A 21,176-nucleotide genomic window follows, 5' to 3' on the forward strand; every position below is an offset into this window, starting at 1 on the left:
CATGCAGGACATCGCCGAGCAGTTGCAGGCCTGGCACGCGGCCGGGCGCTCCTTCGCCGTGGCCACCGTCGTCGGCGTCTCCGGCAGCGCGCCCCGCGACCCGGGGGCGGCCCTGGCCGTCGACGCGGCCGGCGAGGCGATCGGCAGCGTCTCCGGGGGCTGCGTCGAGGGCGCGGTCTACGAGCTGTGCCAGGCTGCCATCGAGTCCGGCGAACCCGTGCTGGAACGGTTCGGCTACAGCGACGAGGACGCCTTCGCCGTCGGCCTGACCTGCGGCGGCGTCCTCGACGTGTTCGTCCAGCCGATCCGGCCCGGGGCCGACGACGGACTCGACGCCGGCATCGCCTACATCGCCTCCGGCACCCCGGTCGCGCTCGCCCGGGTGATCGCCGGGCCCGGCGGGCTCGTCGGCGCCACCGTCGCCGTCACCGCCGACACCCACCACGGTGCCCTCTCCCCCGCCCTCCCCCCCGCCCCCTCGAAGGCCCAGCCGTCGCCCGCCACCACCCTTCCGGCGACGCGCCCCCCGCGACACCTCCTGACCGCGCTGGAACGGGCGGTCGTCACCGAGGCCCGGGCCATGCTCGACGCCGGACGCACCGGCCGGATCGTGCTCGGCCTCGACGGACGCCCCTGCGACGACCGCGACCAGGGCACCGTCACCTGCTTCGTCGAGTCCTACGTGCCCGCACCGCGGATGCTCGTCTTCGGCGCCATCGACTTCGCCGCCGCCGTCGTCCGGATCGGCCGCTTCCTCGGCTACCGCGTCACCGTCTGCGACGCCCGGCCCGTCTTCGCCACGAAGCGGCGCTTCCCCGAGGCCGACGAGGTCGTCGTCGACTGGCCGCACCGCTACCTCGACTCCCAGCTCGACCGGATCGACGGGCGCACCGTGCTCTGCGTGCTCACCCACGACGCCAAGTTCGACATCCCGCTGCTGGAACGCGCACTGCGGCTGCCGGTCGGCTACGTCGGCGCGATGGGCTCGCGCCGCACCCACCGCGACCGCGAGGCGCGGCTGCGCGAGGTCGGGCTCACCGAGGCCGAGATCGGCCGGCTGCGCTCCCCCATCGGCCTCGACCTCGGCGCCCGCACCCCCGAGGAGACGGCGGTCTCCGTCGCCGCCGAGATCATCGCCCACCGGCGCGGCGGCAGCTGCCTGCCGCTCAACACCGGGGACGGCCCGATCCACCACGAGGCACCGGCCACCCCCGAGGAGCCCCGGGCACGACGCACGCGACGGACGCACGCCGCCTGAGGCCGGCGGTCAGTCGCTCAGCGCCAGCTTCACGCCGAAGCCCACCACCACCGCGCCGGTCACCCTGTCCATCAGCCTCCGGGCGGCCGGGCGGCGCAGCCAGCCGCGCAGCGCCCGGGCGAAGCCGACCAGGACGGTCGACCACAGCACGCCCTCCACCACGTGGACGCAGGTGAGCGCCACCCCGGCGGCGAAGTGCGGGGCCCCGGTGGGGATGAACTGCGGCAGCACGGCCACGTAGAACACCCCGACCTTGGGGTTCAGCAGATTGGTCAGCGTGCCGCGCCGCCAGCCGTACCCGAAGCCGCCCACGGCCGGCTCCTCCTCGACCGCCGCCTCCCCGCCCCGGCTGCGCAGCATGCCGACGCCCATCCACACCAGGTACGCGGCCCCGCCCCAGCGCAGCACCTCGTACGCCACCTGCGAGGCGGTCAGCAGCGCCGTCACCCCGGCCGAGGTCAGCGTCCCCCAGACCAGCGTCCCGGTCTGGATCCCCAGCACCACCCCCCACGCCTGGCGCCGCCGCCCGAGCGCGGACGTGCGCAGCACCAGCGCGGTGTCGAGCCCGGGTGTGAGCGTGAGCAACCCCACGACGAGGGCGAAGGACCACAGAGCCGTTGTCATCTCCATGGGCCTCGATGCTCTCACAGGCCCGATGGGGCCCTCAGTCCGCCGTCCCCGGCTGGACGACCCACTCGGTCGGCTGGCCGGTGACGGCGGCGATCATGTCGTAGTCCCCGTCGTAGTGCAGGACGGTGACGCTGTGGCGCTCGGCGGTGGCGGCGATGACGAGGTCCGCCACGGACAGCACCCGCCAGTTTCCGGCGGCGGTGAGGAGTGCCTGCACTTCGATGGCGCGGTCCCACACCTCATCGGGCGTAGTCAGCCAGTCGAAGCCACGCAAGCCCTCCCGGATGCGATCGGCGTCGGCCTTGGACCGGGCGCTGTGCATGATCTCCAGCTCGACGGCTCCACAGAGCGCGAGCCGCCCCTCGTTGAACAACCGGTCGGTCTCGGCCTGAACCGCCGACTTGGAGTATCAAAGGCTGTCCGATATCGCAGACCCGCAGGGGCCGCTCAGGTGACGTTGAGGCGGGCGGCCAGGCGCAGGAGGCCGGGGCTGAGGCGGGAGAGGAAGCGGGCGGCCTTGGCCTCGGGGGTGACGGGGACGACCGGCTTGCCGGTGCGGACGGCGGTGAGGATGGCGGTGGCGACCTTCTCCGGGGGGAAGCCGCGGCGGGCGTAGAGCCTGGCGGCGCGGGCCCGCTTGGCGGCCTGCTGGTCGGCGGTGGTCGCGGAGAAGGTGGAGGTGCGGGTGATGTTGGTGTTGACGATGCCCGGGCAGATGGTGGAGACGCCGATGCCGTGCCCGGCGAGTTCGGCGCGCAGGCAGTCCGAGAGCATGAACACCGCGGCCTTGCTGGTCGCGTACGCGGTGAGCGCCTTGGACGGCAGGTAGGCGGCGGCCGAGGAGACGTTGACCAGGTGACCGCCCTGGCCGCGGTCGGCCATCAGCGTGCCGAAGGCGCGGCAGCCGTGGATGACGCCCCAGAGGTTGACGTCCAGGACGCGCTGCCACTCCTTCTCGGTGGTCTGCAGGAACGTCCCGGAGTGGCCGATGCCGGCGTTGTTGACCACCACGTCGGGCACCCCGTGCTCCTCCGCGACCGCCTGTGCGAAGGCGTCCACCGCCGCGCCGTCGGCGACGTCCACCCGGTAGGCGTGCGCCTGCGGGCCGATCAGCGAGGCGAGTTCGGCGGTGCGCTCGGCGGCGGCGAGGTCGAGGTCGCAGACCACGACGCGGGCGCCGTCCTCGGCGAAGGCGAGCGCGGTGGCCCGGCCGATGCCGCTGCCGCCGCCGGTGACGACGACCAGCCGGCCGTCGCCCTGCTCCCGGGTCGGCTCGGCGCTTCCGCGTTCGATGCGGGTGGTGAACTCGCGGACCATCTCGGCCACGGTGGCTCCCTTCTCCAGCAGCGCCGACCAGTGGCCGGCGTGCAGCGTCCGTCGGGTCAGCTCGGGCACCCAGCGTTCCAGCCCCTCGGAGAGGAACGGGGCGACGTAGCGGTCCCGGGTGAGGGTGATCAGCTGGACCGGCACCTGCGTCGGCCGCTCGCGCGGACTGCGCAGCGTGGGGCGGAAGTTGGCCCGGTACAGCTCGATGCCGCGGACGGCATCGCGGCGCAGGCCGGGCTGCGGGTGGTCGGGCCGCGGGGTGACCTGCTCCAGGTCGCGCAGCACCCGCGGCCAGGCCCGGGCCAGGCCCAGGCGCCACACGGCGGGGGCGAGGAAGGGCAGGTGGAAGGCGGTGATGTACCAGGAGTGCAGGCCCTGGTGGAGGAGTTGGCGCAGGTGGCGCGGGGTGGGCCGGCGCATCCGGTGGCGCAGCCAGTACCCCATGTGGTCCAGGCAGGGGCCGGACATGGTGGTGTACGAGGCGATCCGCCGCTCGGAGCCGGGCGCGGTGACGGCCTCCCAGGACTGCAGCGAGCCCCAGTCGTGGGCGACCACGTGCACCGGGCGGTCGGGGCTGACGGCGTCGGCGACCGCGAACAGGTCGGCGGCCAGGCGCTCCAGCCGGTAGCCGTCCCGGGTGGCGGGCACTCCGGACCGGCCGGCGCCGCGCACGTCGTAGCGGACCACGTGGTGGTCGCGGGCGAGGTCGGCGGCGACGTCGTCCCAGACCGCGTGGGTGTCCGGGTAGCCGTGCACCAGGAGGACGGTGGGTGCGGCCGGGTCGCCCTGTTCGAAGACGGCGAGCGGGAGGCCGTCGGAGTGCACGGTGCGGCGGCGCACGGGCGGGGCGGCCAGCGCCTTCGGGGCAGCTGCGGCGTCCGGGGCCTGCGAGGCAGCCGGGGCGTCCGGGGCGTCCGGGGCGTCTGCGGCGGGGGTGGTCATCGGGCGGCCTCCAGGGCAACGTCGTGGGCGGCGCCCGCCGTCCAGCGGCGGACGTGCGGCAGGTCGTCGTCGAGCCAGTGGGCGTCGTCCTCGGTGACCACCAGCAGTTCCTCGAACTTGATGCCCACGCCGCGGAAGCCGATGTGCGGCTCGACCGCCCACAGGCCCGGGGTGGGCACGTGCCGGGACGACCGGCCGTCCGCCCAGAGCGGTGAACGGCCGTGCAGGCGCTCGGAGATCAGTTCGCGCCCGAGGGTCTGCAGGGTGCGCACGCCGAAGCCGAAGACGTTGACCCCGGCCGGGCCGCGCACGGTGGTGCGGGTGACCTGATGGCCGATCACCCGGCCCGGGTAGACCTGGTGGCGGTTGTCGTAGCCGTGCGCGGCGATCTGCGCGTCCACGGCCGCGTACACCTCGTTGAGCGGACGGCGGGCGCGCACCTCGGCGAGGATCAGCTCGCGGTACACCTGGAGGTCGGCGGCCAGGCGGTCCCAGACCCGGTTCTCGCCGACCTTGCCGCCGTAGCCGATGTCGGCGGTGTATCCGTCGACGATGGGCGCGCAGTCCAGGACGTACGGCATGCCCTCCTCCAGGCGGCGGTTGCCGGCGAAGAACTGGAGCGGGGTGTGGAAGTGCCGGAAGGCCGTGCGGTCGCCGAACCAGGCGAACGGGACGTGGAAGAAGTCCTGCACCCCGGCGGCGACCAGGCGGCGGCGCAGCTCGGCCGTGGCCTGGCGCTCGGTGACGCCCGGTTCGATCCAGGCGGCGACCTGTTCGGCGCAGTGGTAGGCGAGTTGCTGGGTCTCGCGGAAGCGGGCGAGGTCGCGCTCGTCGTAGGGGAAGGTCGGGGGGTTCGCCATCGGGGCTCCTTCTACAGGTCGAGCACGCTACAGGTCGAGCACCAGGGTCTCGCCCTCGGCGGCCCGGGAGACGCAGGGCAGCACGGCGCCGGCGGCACGCTGCTCGGGGGTGAGCCGGCGGTCCCGGTGCTCGGGCGTGCCGGCCAGCAGGCGGACCTCGCAGGTGCCGCAGAAACCCTGGTGGCAGGAGTACGGGAGGTCGGGACGGGCTTCGCGCAACACGTCCAGGGCGGAGCGGTCGGCGGGGACGTCCAGCGCCGGGCCGTCGGCGCCCAGGCGCAGGGCGAAGGGCGCGCCACCGATGATCGGGGCGGCGCCGAAGCGCTCGAAGTGCAGCGCGGTGGAGGGGGATTCGCCCAGGGAGCGCTGCACGGCGGTGAGCATCGGGGCCGGGCCGCAGCAGTAGACGGCGGCGCCGCGCGGGGCGTGCGCGAGCAGGTCGGCGCCGGTCGGCACGCCGTGCTCGTCGTCGGTGCGCAGCACCACCCGGCTCGGGTCCAGGGCGCGCAGCTCGTCCGCGTACGGGAGGGTGTCGGCGCTGCGGCCGACGTGCACCAGGCGCCAGTCCAGGCCGTGCCGCTGCGCCTCGCGGGCCATCGGGAGCAGTGGGGTGATGCCGATGCCGCCGGCGAGCAGCAGGACGGCGGGCTCGGCGCAGAAGGCGAAGCCGTTGCGCGGGCGGCGGGCGGTGAGGCGGCTGCCGGGGTGCAGGGTGTCGTGGATCTCGACGGAGCCGCCGCCGCCCTCGGGCAGTCGCCGAATGGCGATCCGGTAGGCGGCGCGGTCGACGGGGTCGCCGCAGAGCGAGTAGTGGCGTTCGCGGCCGGAGGGCAGGGCGAGGCGCAGGTGGGCGCCGGGCTGCCAGCCGGGGAGCGGGCCGCCGGAGGGGTCGGCGAGCCGCAATTCGACGACGTCGGGGGTGAGTTGGAGGCGGGCGGCGACGACCAGCTGGAGCGGCGGGGTGGGGCGGCTGAGCGGGCGGCGGGGGTTGCGGCGCAGCAGGGGGCTGCCGAGGGCCGGGGTGTAGCGGTCGCCGAAGGCGGTGAGCCGGCGCATGAACGCGTCGGCGCGGGGGCGGCCGTAGAGGTCGGGGGGCGGGTTGAGCAGGTCCATCCGGCGGTCCTTGGCGTCTGGGAGGGGGCGCGAGCGACAGGTGACAAGTTTCGGATTTCAAAGTTCAGATAACAGATAACAGATAACGTCTTCTGTTATCTGTTATCTGAACTCCGTTACTTGACCCCTTGCCAGTGGCCCACTGCTGCCGCGCGGGCGGCCGGGGAGGCGGCGAGGTAGCCGAGGGCCTGACTGGAGGAGCCCTCCTGGGTGGGGTGGTAGCCGGGCCGCAGGTAGCGTAGGCCGGAGCGGATCGACCGGACCGGGTCGGGCAGCAGTCCGCGCCTGGCGATCCTGCCGGCCTCGCGCCAGGTGGGCTTGAGCCGTCCGTCGAGGGTGGGGTCGGCGGCGAGCAGGAAGCGGGCGCCGCGCACCCAGAGGTGGACCAGCAGCGGCCCGGAGACCGCCATGCCGCGGACCCGGCGCAGGTAGCCGGGGTCGAGGTGGACCATCAGGTCGAAGGCGACGCTGCGGTGTTCGACCTCCTCGGCGCCGTGCCAGCGCAGCAGGTCGAGCATCGTCGGGTCGGCCTTGGCGCGGTCCAGGCCCGGGGAGTTGAGCGCCCAGTTGCCGAGGAAGGCGGTGAAGTGCTCGATCGCCGCCACGAAGGCGACCCGCTCGATGATGTTCTCGCGTCGCCGCGCGGGGCTGAGCCCGGGCTTGTCGCCGAGGACGCGCTGGAACAGCCAGGCAATCTGCCGGACGTACGGACGCGGGTCGAGCCCCTGGCCGAGCAGGTGGTCGAGGACCTCCTGGTGCGCCTCGGCGTGGATGGCCTCCTGGCCGATGAACCCGAGGACCTCCTCGCGCAGTTGCTCGTCGCGGATGAGCGGCAGCGCCTCCTTGAAGACCTTGACGAACCAGCGCTCGCCCTCGGGCAGCAGCAGGTGCAGCACGTTGATGACGTGGGTGGCCATCGGCTCGTCGGGGATCCAGTGCAGCGGCAGCCGGTCCCAGTCGAAGCGGACGTCCCGGGGTTCGAGGACGAGGCTGTCGTGGACGCGCGCGGCGGGGACGGCAAGGGCGGGTACGGGGGTGGAGCGGGGCACGGCAGGCCCTCCTGACCTCGGGGCGGCGGCTCGACTCAGGGAAACGTACTCGCGGGTAGCGGCTGGGACAAGGGGTTCGGCGACTCTTATCGACATCGAGTCTAATAAGTGACACCCTCCGGGACCGTCACCGGAAACACTTGCGAACGGACGCGCCCGTGAACGAACACGCCCGCGAACCGATGCGAGCCGACACGCCCACGAACAAACAGGCGAGCCCCGCCGGATCACTCGGATCCGGCGGGGCCCACGGGAACGACCGGCCGTCAGACCGCCATCGCCAGCATCAGCGGCGCCGCCCGGGCCGCCAGCAGCTCGGCGGCGGCCTTCAGCTTGTGCACGTTGTCCACCGGCATCGACGTGGCCAGGCAGCCGACCGTGCTGCCCGCCGTGATCGGGACGGCCGCGCACACCGTGCCGAGCGCGTACTCCTGGATGTCCAGAACCGGCACGGTGGCCGGCTGCCGCTCCAGCCGGTGCATCAGCTGGTCGGCGTCGGTGACGGTCCGGGAGGTGAGCCGGGCCACCGGGTGGCGGGAGAGGTGGTCCCAGCGGGCGTCCGCGTCGAGCTGGCCGAGCAGGCACTTGCCGATCGCGCTGGCGTGCGCGGTGGCCCGGAAGTCCACCCACTCCTGCACGGCCGGCGCGTACTCGGCCGCGGACACCGCCTCCACCGACAACTCGCCGTCGTGGTAGCGGGTGAAGTACACTGCCGCGCCCAACTCGTCCCGCAGCTCGGCGAGTTTGCGGTTCAGCCGGGCCTTCACCAGCTGCTCCCGGTTGTGCTGGCCGAGCAGGGCGAAGGTGCCGCCGAGCACCCAACCGCCGTCCTGGCACTGGAGGTAGCCCTCGATCTCAAGGATCTCGGCGAGCTGCCGGACGGTCGGCAGGCCGAGCGAGGTCTCCCGCGCGAGGGCGACCAGGGTGGCGCCGTCAGGGTGCCGGTCGACGGCCTCCAGCAGTCTGAGGGCGTGCTGCAGGGAGGTGAACGGGCCGGCGAGGCCCTGGTCCAGCGCGGCGTGGCGACCCGGGGCTGGTGTCGACATGTCGTCCCCTTCCGATGTCCCCCCACGGAGCGACCGCGGGCGCCTTCCAGCCTATCGACCCGGCGGGCCCGGCGACTGCCGTCCGTGAATATCCGTGAACATTCCGTGGAGCACCCACCGATCGCCTGGAGGAACGGTAGTGGAGGACAACGCGACGGTCCCCTCCCCCACTGCCCCGGGGGGAGGGGACCGTCCCGCGGCCGCCGGGTTGCGGGGCCCCGGCGGCCGGTGAGGGCGGGTCAGTCGGTCAGCGGGGCGTCACGCGCGGCGCGCCACGGCGGGGTGGCTCGGCCCTCGTTGCGCGTGGCGCGTCATGGCGGAGCGACTCAGCCCTCGTCGCCCGCCCGCAGCTTGGCGACGGCCGCCTCAAGGCGGGCGCCGTACTCCTCGTCCGCGGCGTGGAAGTGGGCGAGGTTCTTCTCGACCACGTCGTCGCGGCTCACCTGGGCGAGGAAGCCCGCGATGTTGTCGATCAGCCGGGTCTTCTCGCCCGCGGACATCAGCCGGTACAGCTCGCCTGCCTGGAAGAAGTCGTCGTCCTTGGTGTGGGCCGGCGTGGTGTAGGTGCCGGTGTAGCCGTCCAGCCGGACCGGCGCGGCGAGCGCGGTGTCGGTCTGGGCGGGGCCGTCGTACGAGTTGGGCTCGTAGTTCTTGCCGCGGCCGGACTTGTTGACGGCGTGGAGGCCGTCGCGGCCGTAGTTGTCCGCCTCGGTGGCGCGCGGGGCGTTCACCGGCAGCTGGGTGTGGTTGACGCCGAGGCGGTAGCGCTGGGCGTCGGCGTAGGCGAACAGGCGGCCCTGGAGCATCTTGTCCGGGGAGGGGCCGATGCCGGGCACGAAGTTGTTCGGCGAGAACGCGGACTGCTCGACGTCGGCGAAGACGTTCTCCGGGTTCCTGTTGAGCACCAGGCGGCCGACCTTGACCAGCGGGTAGTCGGCGTGCGGCCACACCTTGGTGAGGTCGAACGGGTTGAAGCGGTAGTCCACGGCCTCGGCCACCGGCATCAGCTGGACGTAGAGGGTCCAGGACGGGAACACGCCGCGCTCGATGGCCTGGTGCAGGTCGCGCTGGTGCGAGTCGGCGTCGGCGCCGAGCACCTCGGCGGACTGGTCACCGTCCAGCGAGCGGATGCCCTGGTTGGTCTTGAAGTGGTACTTGACCCAGTAGGCGTCGCCGTCGGCGCTGACCCACTGGTAGGTGTGCGAGCCGTAGCCGTTCATGTGGCGGTAGGAGGCCGGGATGCCGCGGTCGCCGAACAGCCAGGTGATCTGGTGGGTCGAGGCGGGCGAGTGGGCCCAGAAGTCCCAGACGTTGTCCGCCTCCTGCACGCCGGTGTACGGGTCGCGCTTCTGCGAGTGGATGAAGTCGGGGAACTTGAGCGGGTCCTTGATGAAGAACACCGGGGTGTTGTTGCCGACCAGGTCGTAATTGCCCTGCCCGGTGTAGAACTTCAGCGCGAAGCCGCGCGGGTCGCGCACCGCGTCGCTGGAGCCCAGGTTGCCGGCCACGGTGGAGAACCGCAGGAAGACCTCGGTGCGCTTGCCGACCTCGGCGAGGAAGTCCGCGCGGGTGTACTGCGACACCTCGTCGGTGACCTCGAAGTAGCCGTACGCGCCGGAGCCGCGGGCGTGCACGACGCGCTCCGGGATGCGCTCGCGGTTGAAGCGGGCCAGCTTCTCCAGCAGCTGCTGGTCCTGGATCAGCAGCGGGCCGTACTCGCCGGCCGAGGCCGAGTTCTGGTTGTCGGCGACCGGGGCGCCGGACTCCGTGGTCAGGATCTTGGACATGGAGGGTCCTTCAGGTGTCGATAAAAGCGTTGCGTGGAGAGTGATGTGACGTGGCATCAGTTCTCGGCGGGCGCGGGCTCCGCCGAATCACCGAACGGGCGTCAGACGCCCAGCAGGCGCCGGACCGCCGAGCGGCGGCGGGAGGAGTGCTCGCCGTCGGGGCCGTCGGCGGGCCGGAGCGCGGCGACGGCGCCGGCGGCCGCGGCCTGGTCCGCCAGCGGGCGGGCGGCGGTCAGCGCGGCGGCCTCGTCGGCGGTCAGGCCGGCCTCGGTGAGGGCCGCGGCGGCCTCGGCGGCCGGGACGGCGTTGAACCAACGCAGCGCGAGGGCCGCGCGGCCCGCCTCGGTGAGGCGGCCGGTGAGCCGGAGGCGGGCGAGGCCGCCGTCCGGGTGGACGTTGATGCGCACGTGGGTCACCGGGCGGCCCGCGTCGAGCCGGAAGCGGTGCCGGGTGTCGGGCTGCAGGCGGGTGCGGGGCAGGATCTCGAACCACTCGCCGTCGGCCGGGTCCGCCCCGGTCGAGGCGTCGAAGCCGACGAGGTCGGCCCAGCCGGGGGCATTGGCGACGAAGTGGGTGGTGTCCACCTCGGCGGCCAGGGCCTCACCGCCCCCGGCCAGGGCGATCTGCACCCAGTCGTTGGCCTTGTCGCGCCGACGCCGGGTCTCCCAGCCCTCGCCCATGACGGAGGCGCGACCGGGAGCGTTCAGGTTGTGCGGGGAGGAGAAATAGCGGTCGGACGCCGCCTCGGCCACGCCGCCGTACTCCTGGGCGGCCAGGTCGAAGGTGAGGCCGTCCAGTTCGCGCGGGTCGGGCAGCACCTCGCCGTGGACGCGCAGCCGGGCGACGCCGCCGTCCGGGAAGATGTTGAGGCGGATGTGGGTGTAGCGGTTGGCGTCGTCGACGGCGAACTCGTGGGCGGTGTCGCCCTGGAGCGGGGTGCGCGGCACCAGCGTGGTCCACTCGGCGTCCGCCACTTCCTCGGGCGAGGGGTGGCCGGGCACGGAGGCGGCCTCGACGGAGGCGCTCTCCGGGTAGTTGCCGGTGAAGTGGGCGGTGTCCACCACCAGGCCGCGGACCACACCGGCGGCACCGAGCCGGACGATCGCCCAGTCGTGGTCCTGGTCGGTGGGGTGGGGCTGGTCGGCGGAGACGCCGCGGCGGCGCTTGGACTCCCAGCCGTCCATGATCTGGCCCTTGTGGCCGAAGGTGTGCGGGCGGAACTCGGCGGGCTTGGCGACCAGGAGGTTCTCGGCGTCGGCGAAGGTGTCCTCGTTGGTGGCGACGACGCCCGCGCCGAGCAGCCGCGAGGCCAGGTTGACCAGCTCGGTGAAGGGAGCGCTCGGGGTGTCGGCAGTGGTCACGAAGTCTCCTCAGGACGGGCGATCGGACGGGGTGGTGGGGGCGGCGGCGGGCCGGGTAAGCCGGCGGCCGAAGGGCTCGGCCGAGACGTCCACCGCGCGGCCGCGCAGCCAGGTGGTGCGGACCGCGCCGGTCAGCGTCCGGCCCGCGTACGGGGTCACGGGGTTGCGGTGGCGCAACTCGCGGGGGTGGACGGCGAATTCGCCGTCGGGGTCGAAGGCGACCAGGTCGGCGTCGCAGCCCGCCGCGATGGCGCCCTTGACCCCGGTGAGGCCGACGAGTTCGGCCGGTCCGGCGGACATCCAGCGGACCACGTCGGCGAGGCCGTGGCCGCGGCGGCGGGCTTCGGTCCAGATCGCCGGCAGGCCCAGCTGCAGGGAGGCGATGCCGCCCCAGGCGGCCGCGAAGTCACCGCTGCCGCCGTACTCGGGCAGCAGCTTGAGGTCGGGGGTGGAGGGCGAGTGGTCGGAGACCACGGCGATGAACTCGCCGTCCGCCAGGGCCTGCCAGAGCAGGTCGCGGTTGGTCTCGTCGCGGATCGGCGGGCAGCACTTGAAGGCGGTGCCGCCGTCCGGCACCTGCTCGGCCGCCAGGGTCAGGTAGTGCGGGCAGGTCTCGGCGGTGACCTGGACGCCGTCCTCGCGGGCCTGGCGCAGCAGCGGCAGCACGGCGGCGGAGGAGACGTGCAGGATGTGGACGCGGGCGCCGGTGCGCCGGGCGGTGTCGAGCAGGACGGCGACGGCGACGGTCTCCGCGTCGGCGGGGCGGGAGGCGAGGAAGTCGCGGTAGTGGACGCCGGGTTGCTGCGGGGCGGCGGCCAGCACGGCCGGGTCCTCGGCGTGGATGATCGCCAGCGCCCCGAGCCGGGCCTGCTCGGCCAGCGCGGCCTCCAGGTCCGCGGCCTCGACGTGCGGGAACTCGTCGACGCCGGAGGGGGCGAGGAAGCTCTTGAAGCCGAACACGCCGGCCTCGTGCAGCGGCGCGAGGTCCGGGACGTTGCCGGGGACGGCGCCGCCCCAGAAACCGAGGTCGACCCAGGCCTGGCCGTCCGCGGTCTTCCGCTTGGCGGCCAGGCCCTCCAGCGTGGTGGTGGGCGGGACGGAGTTGAGCGGCATGTCGATGATCGTGGTGACGCCGCCGGCCGCGGCGGCCCGGGTGGCGGTGGCGAAGCCCTCCCACTCGGTGCGGCCGGGCTCGTTGACGTGCACGTGGGTGTCGACCAGGCCGGGCAGCAGGGCGGTTTCGCCGAGGTCGGCGAGGCCGCCGTCGCCGTCGGGCCGGTCGCCCGCGAGGAGCGAGCCGTACGCGGCGACCTGCTCGATCTTCCCGTCCCGGATCAGCACGTCGGCGGGGCGCTCACCGTCGGGCAGGACCACCCGTCGGGAGCGGATCACCGCTGGCTGGCTGAAAGGCATGGGAGACCTCCGAAACCTGGAAGTTGGGGGTGGGCGCCGGGCAGGGACCGGGAGGGGAACCGGGCGGGAACCGGGCGGGGAAGCGAAGGATTGCCGGGAGCCTAGGCCCGCCTTCAACAAAACGTCAATGGAGGAACGTGCGAGGGAAACGCACGGGGGATCCGCGCGCCCCGTCGGCACGGGGGATCGGCCCGAAGATCAGCCGGACAGCAGCTCGCCCGCCAGCCGCTCCCCCGCGACCTCGGCCAGCTCGCCGGCCTTGGTCATGCTGTCCCCCGGCTGCTCCGCGAGGTCGGTGAGGGCGATCGCGGCGGCGAACCCGGCGGCCCGCCACTCGGGCTCGGACAGCTCCAGCCGCCCCGCCACGGCGGCCACCCGAACCCCCGCCCGGGTGGCCGCCGAGGCAACGCCGGCGGGGGCCTTGCCGTGGAGCGTCTGCGCGTCCAGACAGCCCTCACCGGTCACGACGAGGCGTGCCCCACGCACGGCCTCGTCGAAACCCAGCAGTTCGAGCAGCAGCTCGATACCGGGTCGCATGGTGGCGCCGAGCAACGCGAGGGCGGCGAAGCCCACCCCGCCGGCGGCCCCGGCACCGGGGGCGTCGCGCACGTCCCGTCCGGTGGCCAGGGCGACCTGGTCGGCGAAGCGGGTCAGGCCCTCCTCCAGGATCACCAGGTCGGCGCCGTCGGCGCCCTTCTGCGGGCCGTAGACGGCGGTGGCGCCGCGCGGGCCGAGCAGCGGATTGTCCACGTCGCAGGCCACGACGATCTCGACGCCGGCCAGTACGTCGGCCAGCGGGCCGGGCTCGATCCGGTCGAGCCTGCGCAACGCGGCTCCGCCGGGGGGCAGTTCGGCGCCATCCGCGTCGAGCAGGCGGGCCCCGAGAGCCTGGACCATGCCCGCGCCGCCGTCGGTGCAGGCGCTGCCGCCGAGGCCGAGCACGATCCGCTTGGCGCCGAGCGCCACGGCCCGGCCGATCAGCTGGCCGACGCCGTAGGAGCCGGCCGCGAGCGGGGCGGTGCGTCCGCCGGGGAGCCGGGCGAGACCGGAGGACTGCGCCAGCTCGACCACGGCGGTGTCGCCCCGCACGGCCAGCGCGGCGTCCACCGGCAGGCCGGTCGGGCCGGCCACCTTGGCCGGGACGCGGGTGAAGCCGGCCGCGAGCGCGGCGGCCAGGGTGCCCTCGCCGCCGTCGGCGACGGGCAGTTCGCGCACCTCGACGCCGGGCGCGGCGCGCCGGACGCCGGCGGCGATCCGGGCGGCGACCTCGGCACCCTCCAGGGTGCCCTTGAACTTGTCGGGAGCTACGACCACATGGCCCTGGTGGGGGGTGACGGGCATGGTGCGGTCCTCACTTCCGTACGGGGTCTGGCGATGTTTCGACAGCCTGTGCCAAGCATGGGCCCGGGTGCACCTGGGGTGCGACCCCCCGTCAGGAGAAACGCCCCCGGCCGGGAGGGTGCGACTCCCGCCGGGAGGGTGCGACTCCCGCCGGGAGGTGCGACCCCCTCCCCGCCGTTCCCCTCGTCCCGCTTCCGACGTACGAGAGGCTCCCCTCGGCGGGGAGGGGGCCAGGCGAGGCGTACCGGCACGACCGAAGTGCCCCCGACAGGGGAGTACGCATCACCGGCTGGATCGACCGGCGGGCGGGCGGATGAGCCCCGGCCCGCACGCCGGTCGGGTCTGGCCTCCTGGTGGCGCGGGCACGACCGGATGAGGTACACGCCACCAGGAGGAGTTCACGGGGGCCCGAGGAGCCCCGGGGCCTACTTGACCTCGCGGCCCGAGAGGCGCTCGACGCCGCGCAGCAGCGCCGAGTGGTCGAGCGAGCCGTCGCCGTTGGCGCGGGCGGAGGCGACCAGCTGGGCCACCACGGCGCCGACCGGCAGCGCGGCGCCCACGGCGCGGGCGGCATCGGTGACGATGCCCATGTCCTTGTGGTGCAGGTCGATCCGGAAGCCGGGGGCGAACTCGCGGTCGACCATGTTCGCCTTCTTGCGGTTCAGCACGGTCGAACCGGCCAGGCCGCCGCCGAGCACGTCCAGCGCGGCGGGCAGGTCGACGCCGGCGTTCTCCAGGAACACCACGGCCTCGGCGAGCACCTGGATGTTGACGGCGACGATCAGCTGGTTGGCGGCCTTGACGGTCTGGCCGGCGCCGGACGGCCCGACGTGGATGACCGTGGTGCCCAGGACGTCGAACAGCGGCTTGGCCTCGGCGAAGTCCTCGGCGGCACCACCGACCATGATCGACAGCACCGCCTCGACGGCGCCGGCCTCGCCACCGGAGACCGGGGCGTCCAGGGTGCGCACGCCCTTCTCCTTGGCGGCCGCCTCGACCTTCTGGGAGGTCTGCGGGGTGATCGAGGACATGTCGATCACGAGGGTGCCGGGCCTGGCGTTCTCCAGCACGCCGCCCTCGCCCAGGATGGCCTGCTCGACGTGCGGGTCGGCCGGGACCATGGTGATGACGACCTCGGCGTCCTCCACCGCGTCCGCGATGCTGGTGGCGCCGTGACCGCCGGCCGCGACCAGGGCGTCGATCGGCGGCTGGGTGAGGTTGTAGCCGGTGACGTGGTGGCCGGCCTTGACCAGGTTGGCGGCCATCGGGCTGCCCATGATGCCGAGGCCGATGAAGGCGATCTTGCGGCTCATCGCGTCGTTCCTTACGTCGTTCGTGGGGTGGGGAGGGTGGTGGGCCGGGCTTGCTCGGCGGCGTGCGGCCCGCCTGCTCGGCGGCAGCGCAGGGCCCGCCTGCTCGGCGCCTGCTCGGCGCCTACTCAGCGCCTACTCGGCGGCGCGGTGCTCGCGCGCAGCCACCCGAAGCTGTCGGCGCTGACGCCGGTGGAGGGGCGGTACTCCAGGCCGATCGGGCCGGTGTAGCCGGCGGCGGTGAGCCGGGCGAAGAGGTCCTCGAAGTCCAGTCCACCGGTGCCGGGCTCGTTGCGGCCCGGGTTGTCGGCGATCTGCACGTGGCCGAACCGGTCGGCGTAGGCGTCGATGACGGCCGGCAGGTCCTCGCCGTTCCTGGCCAGGTGGTACAGGTCGCAGAGGAACTTCGCGTTGCCCAGGCCGGTGGCCGCGTTGACCTTGTCGACCACCTCGACCGCGGCGGCCGCGGAGACCAGCGGGTAGTCCGGGGACTCCGCCGCGTTGAGGGCCTCGATCAGCAGGATCGCGCCGATCTCGTGCGCGGCCCCGGCGGCGAGCACCAGGTTCTCCAGCGCGAGGGCGTCCTGCTCGGCGGCCTCGACGCCTTCGATCCGGTTGCCGTACAGCGCGTTGAGCGCCTTGGCCCCGAGCGAGGCGGCGAGCCCCGCGGCGACCGGGACGTTGGCCCGGAAACGGTCCTGCTCGGAGGGCACCGAGACGGTGCCGCGGGCCCCGAGGGTGAGGTCGTCCAGGAAGTTGAGGCCGGTGAGCCGTACACCCGCGTCGCCGAAGGCCTTGCGGAGGGTGTCCAGCTCGGCCTCGGACGGGACGGGCTCGGCGCCGAAGGGCCACCACAGCTCGGCGGCGGTGAAACCGGCGGCAACGGCCGCGGCGGGACGCTCCAGCAGCGGCAGTTCGCCGAACAGGATCGACAGGTTGACCGTGAAGCTGTGCCGGGAAGCGGCCGTCACGTCACTCACCTCTCACTCTCTTCCGAGATCCGCAACTTCCACGATCCGGAAGAGGGATTCTGCGTGGTGGAAGCATCTCCGGCTCGGCGAGCAGGTGTCAAGACCGCCGCAACGTTTTGTTGAAGAAGTCCGGACGTGAACCCGGAACCCCCTCCCGCCGGCACCGCGGGCGCCGGATCGACCGACCCCCGCCCGCCCGCACCGGCGCTCGCTACAGTGAGCACGTGCGATTGATGGTGGAGTTCACGACAGAACCGTTCGAACTGGACACGTTCCCCGAGCACGCCGCGGCGGCCCGCCAGGTCGTCGACGAGGCCGGCCTGGCCGTCTCGGTCGGCCCCTTCGGGACCGGCGCCGAGGGCGAGGCCGACCAGGTGCTCGCCGCGGTGACCAAGCTGCTCCGGGAAACCCTGACCGCGGGTGCGACCCGGATCTCGGTCCAGGTCAGCGTGCTCGGCGAGGAGGGCGGCACGCCGTGACCGAGCACGTGGAACACCCGCTCGCCCTGGCGATCAAGCCGCTGCTGGACGCCGTCGGCGCGACGCCCGTCCGACTGGACGAGGCGAAGTCCGAGGACGTCGTCCTGGAGTGGGAGGGCACCCCGGCGCTCGCCGTCCGGCTGCCGCACCTGAGCAGCGCCCTGGACCGCCTGCTGGCCGAGATGGCCCGCCAGTTCGACGGCCGCCCGCTGGCCGAGCTGGACCGCGGGGAGAAGCAGCGGGTCGTCGCCCTCCTGGAGGAGCGCGGCGCCTTCACCGTCCGCCACGGGGTCGAGACGGTCGCCTCGGCGCTCGGCGTCAGCCGGTTCACGGTGTACAACTACCTCAACCGCCAGGACGGCTCGAAGCCCTCCTGACCCCGGTCGATCCCCCGGTCGACTCCTCCAGGACCTCCTCCCGGCGGAAACCTTCCGGACAGGCGGACCCCGCCGGCGCGGCCAGTCCGAACCAGCCCCCGGCGGGGCGCACTTGGCGAATCGCACACGAATCGCGCCGGCAACGGCGGCCGGTTCAAAACGTAACCACCAACCGTTCAACAAAGTGTTGACGGCCGGGTGGGGTGGATCTAGCTTGTGCGGGTGGCACCACTCTTCAGGAGGTCCACCCGTGACCAACCACCCCCACACCCTTGACGCCCTGGCCGCGGCCGACACCGCGGACCTGGAAGCCGTTCTGCTGGAGGTCTGCTCCAGCCCCCACTGGGCCGCCGACGTCGCGCGGGCCAGGCCCTGGCCCGACCGGGAGTCCCTGCTCGCCGCCAACGCGGCGGCCGTGGTCGGGCTGACGGTCGCCGACCTGCACGACGCGATGGCCGGCCACGCCCGGATCGGCAAGCCCAGGACCGGCGACGCCACCTCGCAGCGGGAGCAGGCCGGCATCCGGGGCGTGGACCAAGCCCTCCTCGACGAACTGCACGAGGCCAACGCCGCCTACGAGGCCAAGTTCGGCCACGTGTTCCTGATCTGCGCGACCGGCCGCACCGCGGCCACCATGCTCGCCGCCCTGCGCGAGCGCCACCCCAACGACGCCGCCACCGAGGCGGAGATCGTCCGGGGCGAACTGCGCAAGATCAACGACATTCGGCTCAATCGCCTGCTCGACGCGTCCTGACAGGCCCTGGCGGGTCCTGGCGGGCCCCGACGGGCAGATCCTGACGGGCAGATCCTGACGGATCGTTAGCATGCGTTGACGAATGATCACTTCTGCCATCAGTAAGGTCACTTCACCCATGACTGGCATCTCCACCCACGTGCTCGACACCAGCCTCGGCCGCCCGGCCGAGGGCGTCCCGGTCGAGCTCGCACTGCACACCGAGGGTGGCTGGCAGGTGCTCGGCACCTCCGCCACGGACTCCGACGGCCGGGTCAAGGACCTGCCGGCCGTGGAGGCGGGCTCGGTCGTCCGGCTGCTCTTCGACACCCGCGCCTACCACGCGCTCAAGTCCGCGGAGCCGCCGTTCTTCCCCGAGGTCTCGATCGTCTTCACGGTCGCGCCCGCGCAGCACCACTACCACGTGCCGCTGCTGCTCAACCCGTTCGGATACTCGGTCTACCGCGGAAGCTAGTAGACCGACCTGGAAGCCCTAGGAGCCACGTCATGGCCCACGTGCTCGGTCAGAACCAGTACGGCAAGGCGGAGAACCGCATCGTGCGGGTCTACCGCGACTCCACCCGGCACGAGATCAAGGACCTGAACGTCTCGGTCTCCCTCCGGGGCGAGTTCGAGGACGTCCACCTCACCGGGTCGAACGCCAACTGCCTCCCCACCGACACCACCAAGAACACCGTGTACGCCTTCGCCAAGGAGCACGGGATCGAGTCGGCCGAGGCCTTCGGCATCATCCTGGCCCGCCACTTCGTCGACGACACCGAGCGCGGCGTCGTGCACAGCGCCCGGATCCGGATCGAGGAGTACGCCTGGGACCGGATCAAGACGCCGGACAACTCGGCCCGCTTCATCGGCTCGGAGGAGGTCGGCCACTCCTTCGTCCGCAACGGCCAGGAGACCCGCACCGCCGAGATCGTCTACGACGGCGAGACCGTCCAGGTCATCTCCGGCCTCAAGGACCTCGTCGTCATGAACTCCACCAACTCGGAGTTCTGGGGCTACATCAAGGACAAGTACACCACCCTGCAAGAGGCGTACGACCGCATCCTCGCCACCCAGGTCACCGCCCGCTGGAAGTACGGCTACGACGGCCGGGACGGCGAGGCCCAGCCCAACTGGAACCGCTCCTACACCCACGTGCGGCGGCACCTGCTGGAGGCCTTCGCCGAGACCTACTCCTACTCGCTGCAGCAGACCCTGCACTCGATGGGCACCCGGGTCCTCAACAACCGCGCCGAGGTGGACGAAGTCCGCCTGGAGCTGCCCAACAAGCACCACTTCCTCGTCGACCTGGAGCCCTTCGGCCTCAAGAACGACAACGAGGTCTACTACGCCGCCGACCGGATGTACGGCCTCATCGAGGGCACCGTGCACCGCGAGGGCGTCGTCCCGGTCATCCCCGTCGCCTGACCGCCCCACCCCAATGGGCACCGCCCGGAGTCGCCGCACCCGCCGGCCCCCGAACGCCGGCCGCGTCCGGGCGGACAGCAGTACCCGCACCACCAGCACCATCGGTTCCACCAGTTTCTCCACCCCCACCCACCGGAGTTCGTGTCTGCCTCGCGGCGGCCGGCCCGGGGCACTGGAGAAGCGCCCCGAGGGACTCCTGCACCGCCGTCCCGCCCTCGGGGCACCTCCAGCGCCGCGGGCGCGCCGGGAGTCACGGGCACAAGAGGGGCTCGACATGGCACCCAGCGACACCAGCAGTAAAGACGGCGGTTCCACCCCGGAAAGAACCTCTGGCCCGGACGGCACGTCGGCGCACCTCCCCGGTGAGCCGTCCGGGCCCGGAACCCACCCCGTGGACGAGTTGCTGCCCCCGGTGAAGCTCTTCTCCACCGGACTCCAGCACGTCGCCGCGATGTACGCGGGGGTCGTCGCACCCCCGCTCATCGTCGGCGCCGGCGTCGGGCTCTCCCCCGCCGAACTCGCCCTGCTCATCTCGGCCAGCCTGTTCACCGCCGGACTGGCCACCCTGCTCCAGACCCTCGGCATCTGGAAGATCGGCGCGCGACTGCCGTTCGTCAACGGCGTCTCCTTCGCGGGAGTCGCGCCCATGATCGCCATAGCCAAGGAGCACAGCCCGAAGGACGCCCTCCCGGTGATCTTCGGAGCGGTGATCGTCGCGGGGATCCTGTGCTTCCTCGCGGCACCGTACTTCTGCAAGCTCATCCGGTTCTTCCCCCCGGTCGTGCAGGGCACCGTGATCACCCTCATCGGGGTGTCCCTGCTTCCGGTGGCGGTCAACTGGGCGCGCGGCGGCTCGCCGGGCGCCCCCGGATACGGCTCCATGCGGGCCGTCGGGCTCGCCGCGATCACCCTCGTCGCGGTGGTGCTCTGCAACCGGCTGCTGCGCGGCTTCTGGCAGCAGCTCTCGTTGCTCATCGGCCTGGCGCTCGGCACCCTGATCGCCTTCCCGCTGGGCCTGGCCGACTTCGGCGCGGTCAAGGACGCGAAGGTCTTCGCGCTCCCCTCCCCGTTCCACTTCGGCGCGCCCGTCTTCGACGCCGCCGCGATCGTCTCGATGTGCATCGTCATGGTGGTCGCCATGACCGAGTCCACCGCCGACATGCTCGCCCTGGGCAAGATCGTCGAGCGCGAGGCCGACGAACCCACGCTCGCCGCCGGCCTGCGGGCCGACGGACTGGCCACCGCGCTCAGCCCCGTCTTCAACGGCTTCGCCGCCAGCGCCTTCGCCCAGAACATCGGGCTGGTGGCGCTGACCAAGATCCGCAGCCGCTTCGTGGTCGCGGCCGGCGGCGGCATCCTGATCCTGCTCGGGCTCTTCCCCGTGCTCGGGTCGCTCGTCTCCCTGGTACCGCAGCCCGTCCTGGGCGGCGCCGGGATCGTGCTCTTCGGCACCGTCGCGGCGAGTGGCATCCGCACCCTCGCGGAGGCTGGGATGGAGTCCAGCTCGAACACCATCCTGGTGTCCGTGTCGCTCGGCGTCGGCATCATCCCCATCGCGGTACCGACCTTCTACGACTCCTTCCCGGAGGCCGTCCGGACCCTGATGCACTCCGGGATATCGGTCGGCTGCGTGATGGCCGTCCTGCTCAACCTGCTCTTCCACCACGCCGGAGCCGCCCGCCGGACCAGGTCCGGCAAGACCTCCGGCGCGACGGTGCCGACGGCGACACCGTCCTGACCGGCCCGGGAGGG

Annotated in this window: 20 protein-coding genes; 7 read left to right on the top strand and 13 right to left on the bottom strand. The window is 73.0% G+C overall.

Going from position 1 to position 21,176, the window contains the following annotated elements; translation table 11 throughout:
• Position 1: 1 nt before the first annotated feature.
• On the top strand, positions 2–1,258 hold the full coding sequence (locus ACIP37_RS10025) for an XdhC family protein (protein WP_400843593.1): 1,257 nt from the start codon (positions 2–4) through the stop codon (positions 1,256–1,258).
• 9 nt (positions 1,259–1,267) lie between these two features.
• Here the strand turns inward: ACIP37_RS10025 and ACIP37_RS10030 are convergent, their stop codons facing one another.
• The 13 genes from ACIP37_RS10030 to ACIP37_RS10090 form a co-directional block, all read right to left on the bottom strand.
• Complete coding sequence (locus ACIP37_RS10030) at positions 1,268–1,888, bottom strand: LysE family translocator (RefSeq protein ID WP_400805026.1); 621 nt, start codon at positions 1,886–1,888, stop codon at positions 1,268–1,270.
• Between the two features lie 34 nt (positions 1,889–1,922).
• Positions 1,923–2,261: a PIN domain nuclease gene (locus ACIP37_RS10035; protein WP_400805024.1), complete on the bottom strand. Its 339-nt coding sequence runs from the start codon at positions 2,259–2,261 to the stop codon at positions 1,923–1,925.
• 74 nt (positions 2,262–2,335) lie between these two features.
• Positions 2,336–4,156 (bottom strand): SDR family oxidoreductase, encoded by a 1,821-nt coding sequence (locus ACIP37_RS10040; RefSeq protein WP_400843596.1) that lies wholly within the window; start codon positions 4,154–4,156, stop codon positions 2,336–2,338.
• Positions 4,153–5,016 (bottom strand): M24 family metallopeptidase, encoded by an 864-nt coding sequence (locus ACIP37_RS10045; RefSeq protein ID WP_400805020.1) that lies wholly within the window; start codon positions 5,014–5,016, stop codon positions 4,153–4,155. The genes ACIP37_RS10040 and ACIP37_RS10045 overlap by 4 nt, the downstream gene beginning before the upstream one ends.
• 27 nt (positions 5,017–5,043) lie before the next feature.
• Positions 5,044–6,129, bottom strand: coding sequence for a PDR/VanB family oxidoreductase (locus tag ACIP37_RS10050; protein ID WP_363579241.1), 1,086 nt, complete (start codon positions 6,127–6,129; stop codon positions 5,044–5,046).
• 116 nt (positions 6,130–6,245) lie between these two features.
• Positions 6,246–7,178 (bottom strand): metal-dependent hydrolase, encoded by a 933-nt coding sequence (locus tag ACIP37_RS10055; RefSeq protein WP_363579243.1) that lies wholly within the window; start codon positions 7,176–7,178, stop codon positions 6,246–6,248.
• Positions 7,179–7,444: 266 nt separating this feature from the next.
• Positions 7,445–8,224, bottom strand: a complete 780-nt coding sequence (locus ACIP37_RS10060; protein WP_063350013.1) for an IclR family transcriptional regulator — start codon at positions 8,222–8,224, stop codon at positions 7,445–7,447.
• 326 nt (positions 8,225–8,550) lie between these two features.
• Positions 8,551–10,011 carry a catalase gene (locus ACIP37_RS10065; RefSeq protein ID WP_363579244.1) on the bottom strand — a complete coding sequence of 487 codons (1,461 nt, stop codon included), beginning with the start codon at positions 10,009–10,011 and terminating at the stop codon, positions 8,551–8,553.
• A gap of 101 nt (positions 10,012–10,112) precedes the next feature.
• Positions 10,113–11,372 (bottom strand): allantoicase, encoded by a 1,260-nt coding sequence (alc, locus tag ACIP37_RS10070; protein WP_363579246.1) that lies wholly within the window; start codon positions 11,370–11,372, stop codon positions 10,113–10,115.
• 9 nt (positions 11,373–11,381) lie between these two features.
• On the bottom strand, positions 11,382–12,785 hold the full coding sequence (gene allB / locus ACIP37_RS10075) for an allantoinase AllB (RefSeq protein WP_400843599.1): 1,404 nt from the start codon (positions 12,783–12,785) through the stop codon (positions 11,382–11,384).
• Positions 12,786–12,983: 198 nt separating this feature from the next.
• Positions 12,984–14,126, bottom strand: a complete 1,143-nt coding sequence (locus ACIP37_RS10080) for a glycerate kinase (RefSeq protein WP_363630688.1) — start codon at positions 14,124–14,126, stop codon at positions 12,984–12,986.
• A 425-nt stretch (positions 14,127–14,551) separates the two neighbouring features.
• Entirely contained in the window at positions 14,552–15,439 is an 888-nt protein-coding gene (locus ACIP37_RS10085) for a 2-hydroxy-3-oxopropionate reductase (RefSeq protein WP_400805016.1), read from the bottom strand.
• Positions 15,440–15,564: 125 nt separating this feature from the next.
• Positions 15,565–16,416: a TIM barrel protein gene (locus ACIP37_RS10090; RefSeq protein ID WP_400843602.1), complete on the bottom strand. Its 852-nt coding sequence runs from the start codon at positions 16,414–16,416 to the stop codon at positions 15,565–15,567.
• Positions 16,417–16,640: 224 nt separating this feature from the next.
• On the opposite strand from ACIP37_RS10090, the gene ACIP37_RS10095 reads away from it, so the two are divergent.
• The 6 genes from ACIP37_RS10095 to ACIP37_RS10120 all read left to right on the top strand — a co-directional run bounded on the left by ACIP37_RS10095 (position 16,641) and on the right by ACIP37_RS10120 (position 21,162).
• Positions 16,641–16,886, top strand: a complete 246-nt coding sequence (locus tag ACIP37_RS10095) for a thiamine-binding protein (RefSeq protein ID WP_079136014.1) — start codon at positions 16,641–16,643, stop codon at positions 16,884–16,886.
• The gene (locus ACIP37_RS10100; protein ID WP_363579254.1) at positions 16,883–17,263 is read left to right on the top strand and encodes a helix-turn-helix domain-containing protein; all 381 of its coding nucleotides are present in this window, start codon (positions 16,883–16,885) and stop codon (positions 17,261–17,263) included. The genes ACIP37_RS10095 and ACIP37_RS10100 overlap by 4 nt, the downstream gene beginning before the upstream one ends.
• 250 nt (positions 17,264–17,513) lie before the next feature.
• Entirely contained in the window at positions 17,514–18,017 is a 504-nt protein-coding gene (gene uraD / locus ACIP37_RS10105) for a 2-oxo-4-hydroxy-4-carboxy-5-ureidoimidazoline decarboxylase (protein WP_400805011.1), read from the top strand.
• A gap of 118 nt (positions 18,018–18,135) precedes the next feature.
• Complete coding sequence (gene uraH / locus ACIP37_RS10110; protein ID WP_363579258.1) at positions 18,136–18,471, top strand: hydroxyisourate hydrolase; 336 nt, start codon at positions 18,136–18,138, stop codon at positions 18,469–18,471.
• Between the two features lie 32 nt (positions 18,472–18,503).
• On the top strand, positions 18,504–19,424 hold the full coding sequence (gene pucL / locus ACIP37_RS10115) for a factor-independent urate hydroxylase (protein ID WP_400805009.1): 921 nt from the start codon (positions 18,504–18,506) through the stop codon (positions 19,422–19,424).
• Positions 19,425–19,698: 274 nt separating this feature from the next.
• Complete coding sequence (locus tag ACIP37_RS10120; protein WP_363630695.1) at positions 19,699–21,162, top strand: nucleobase:cation symporter-2 family protein; 1,464 nt, start codon at positions 19,699–19,701, stop codon at positions 21,160–21,162.
• Positions 21,163–21,176: the final 14 nt, after the last annotated feature.

Source organism: Kitasatospora sp. NPDC088861, from assembly GCF_044750105.1.
Classification (GTDB): domain Bacteria; phylum Actinomycetota; class Actinomycetes; order Streptomycetales; family Streptomycetaceae; genus Kitasatospora.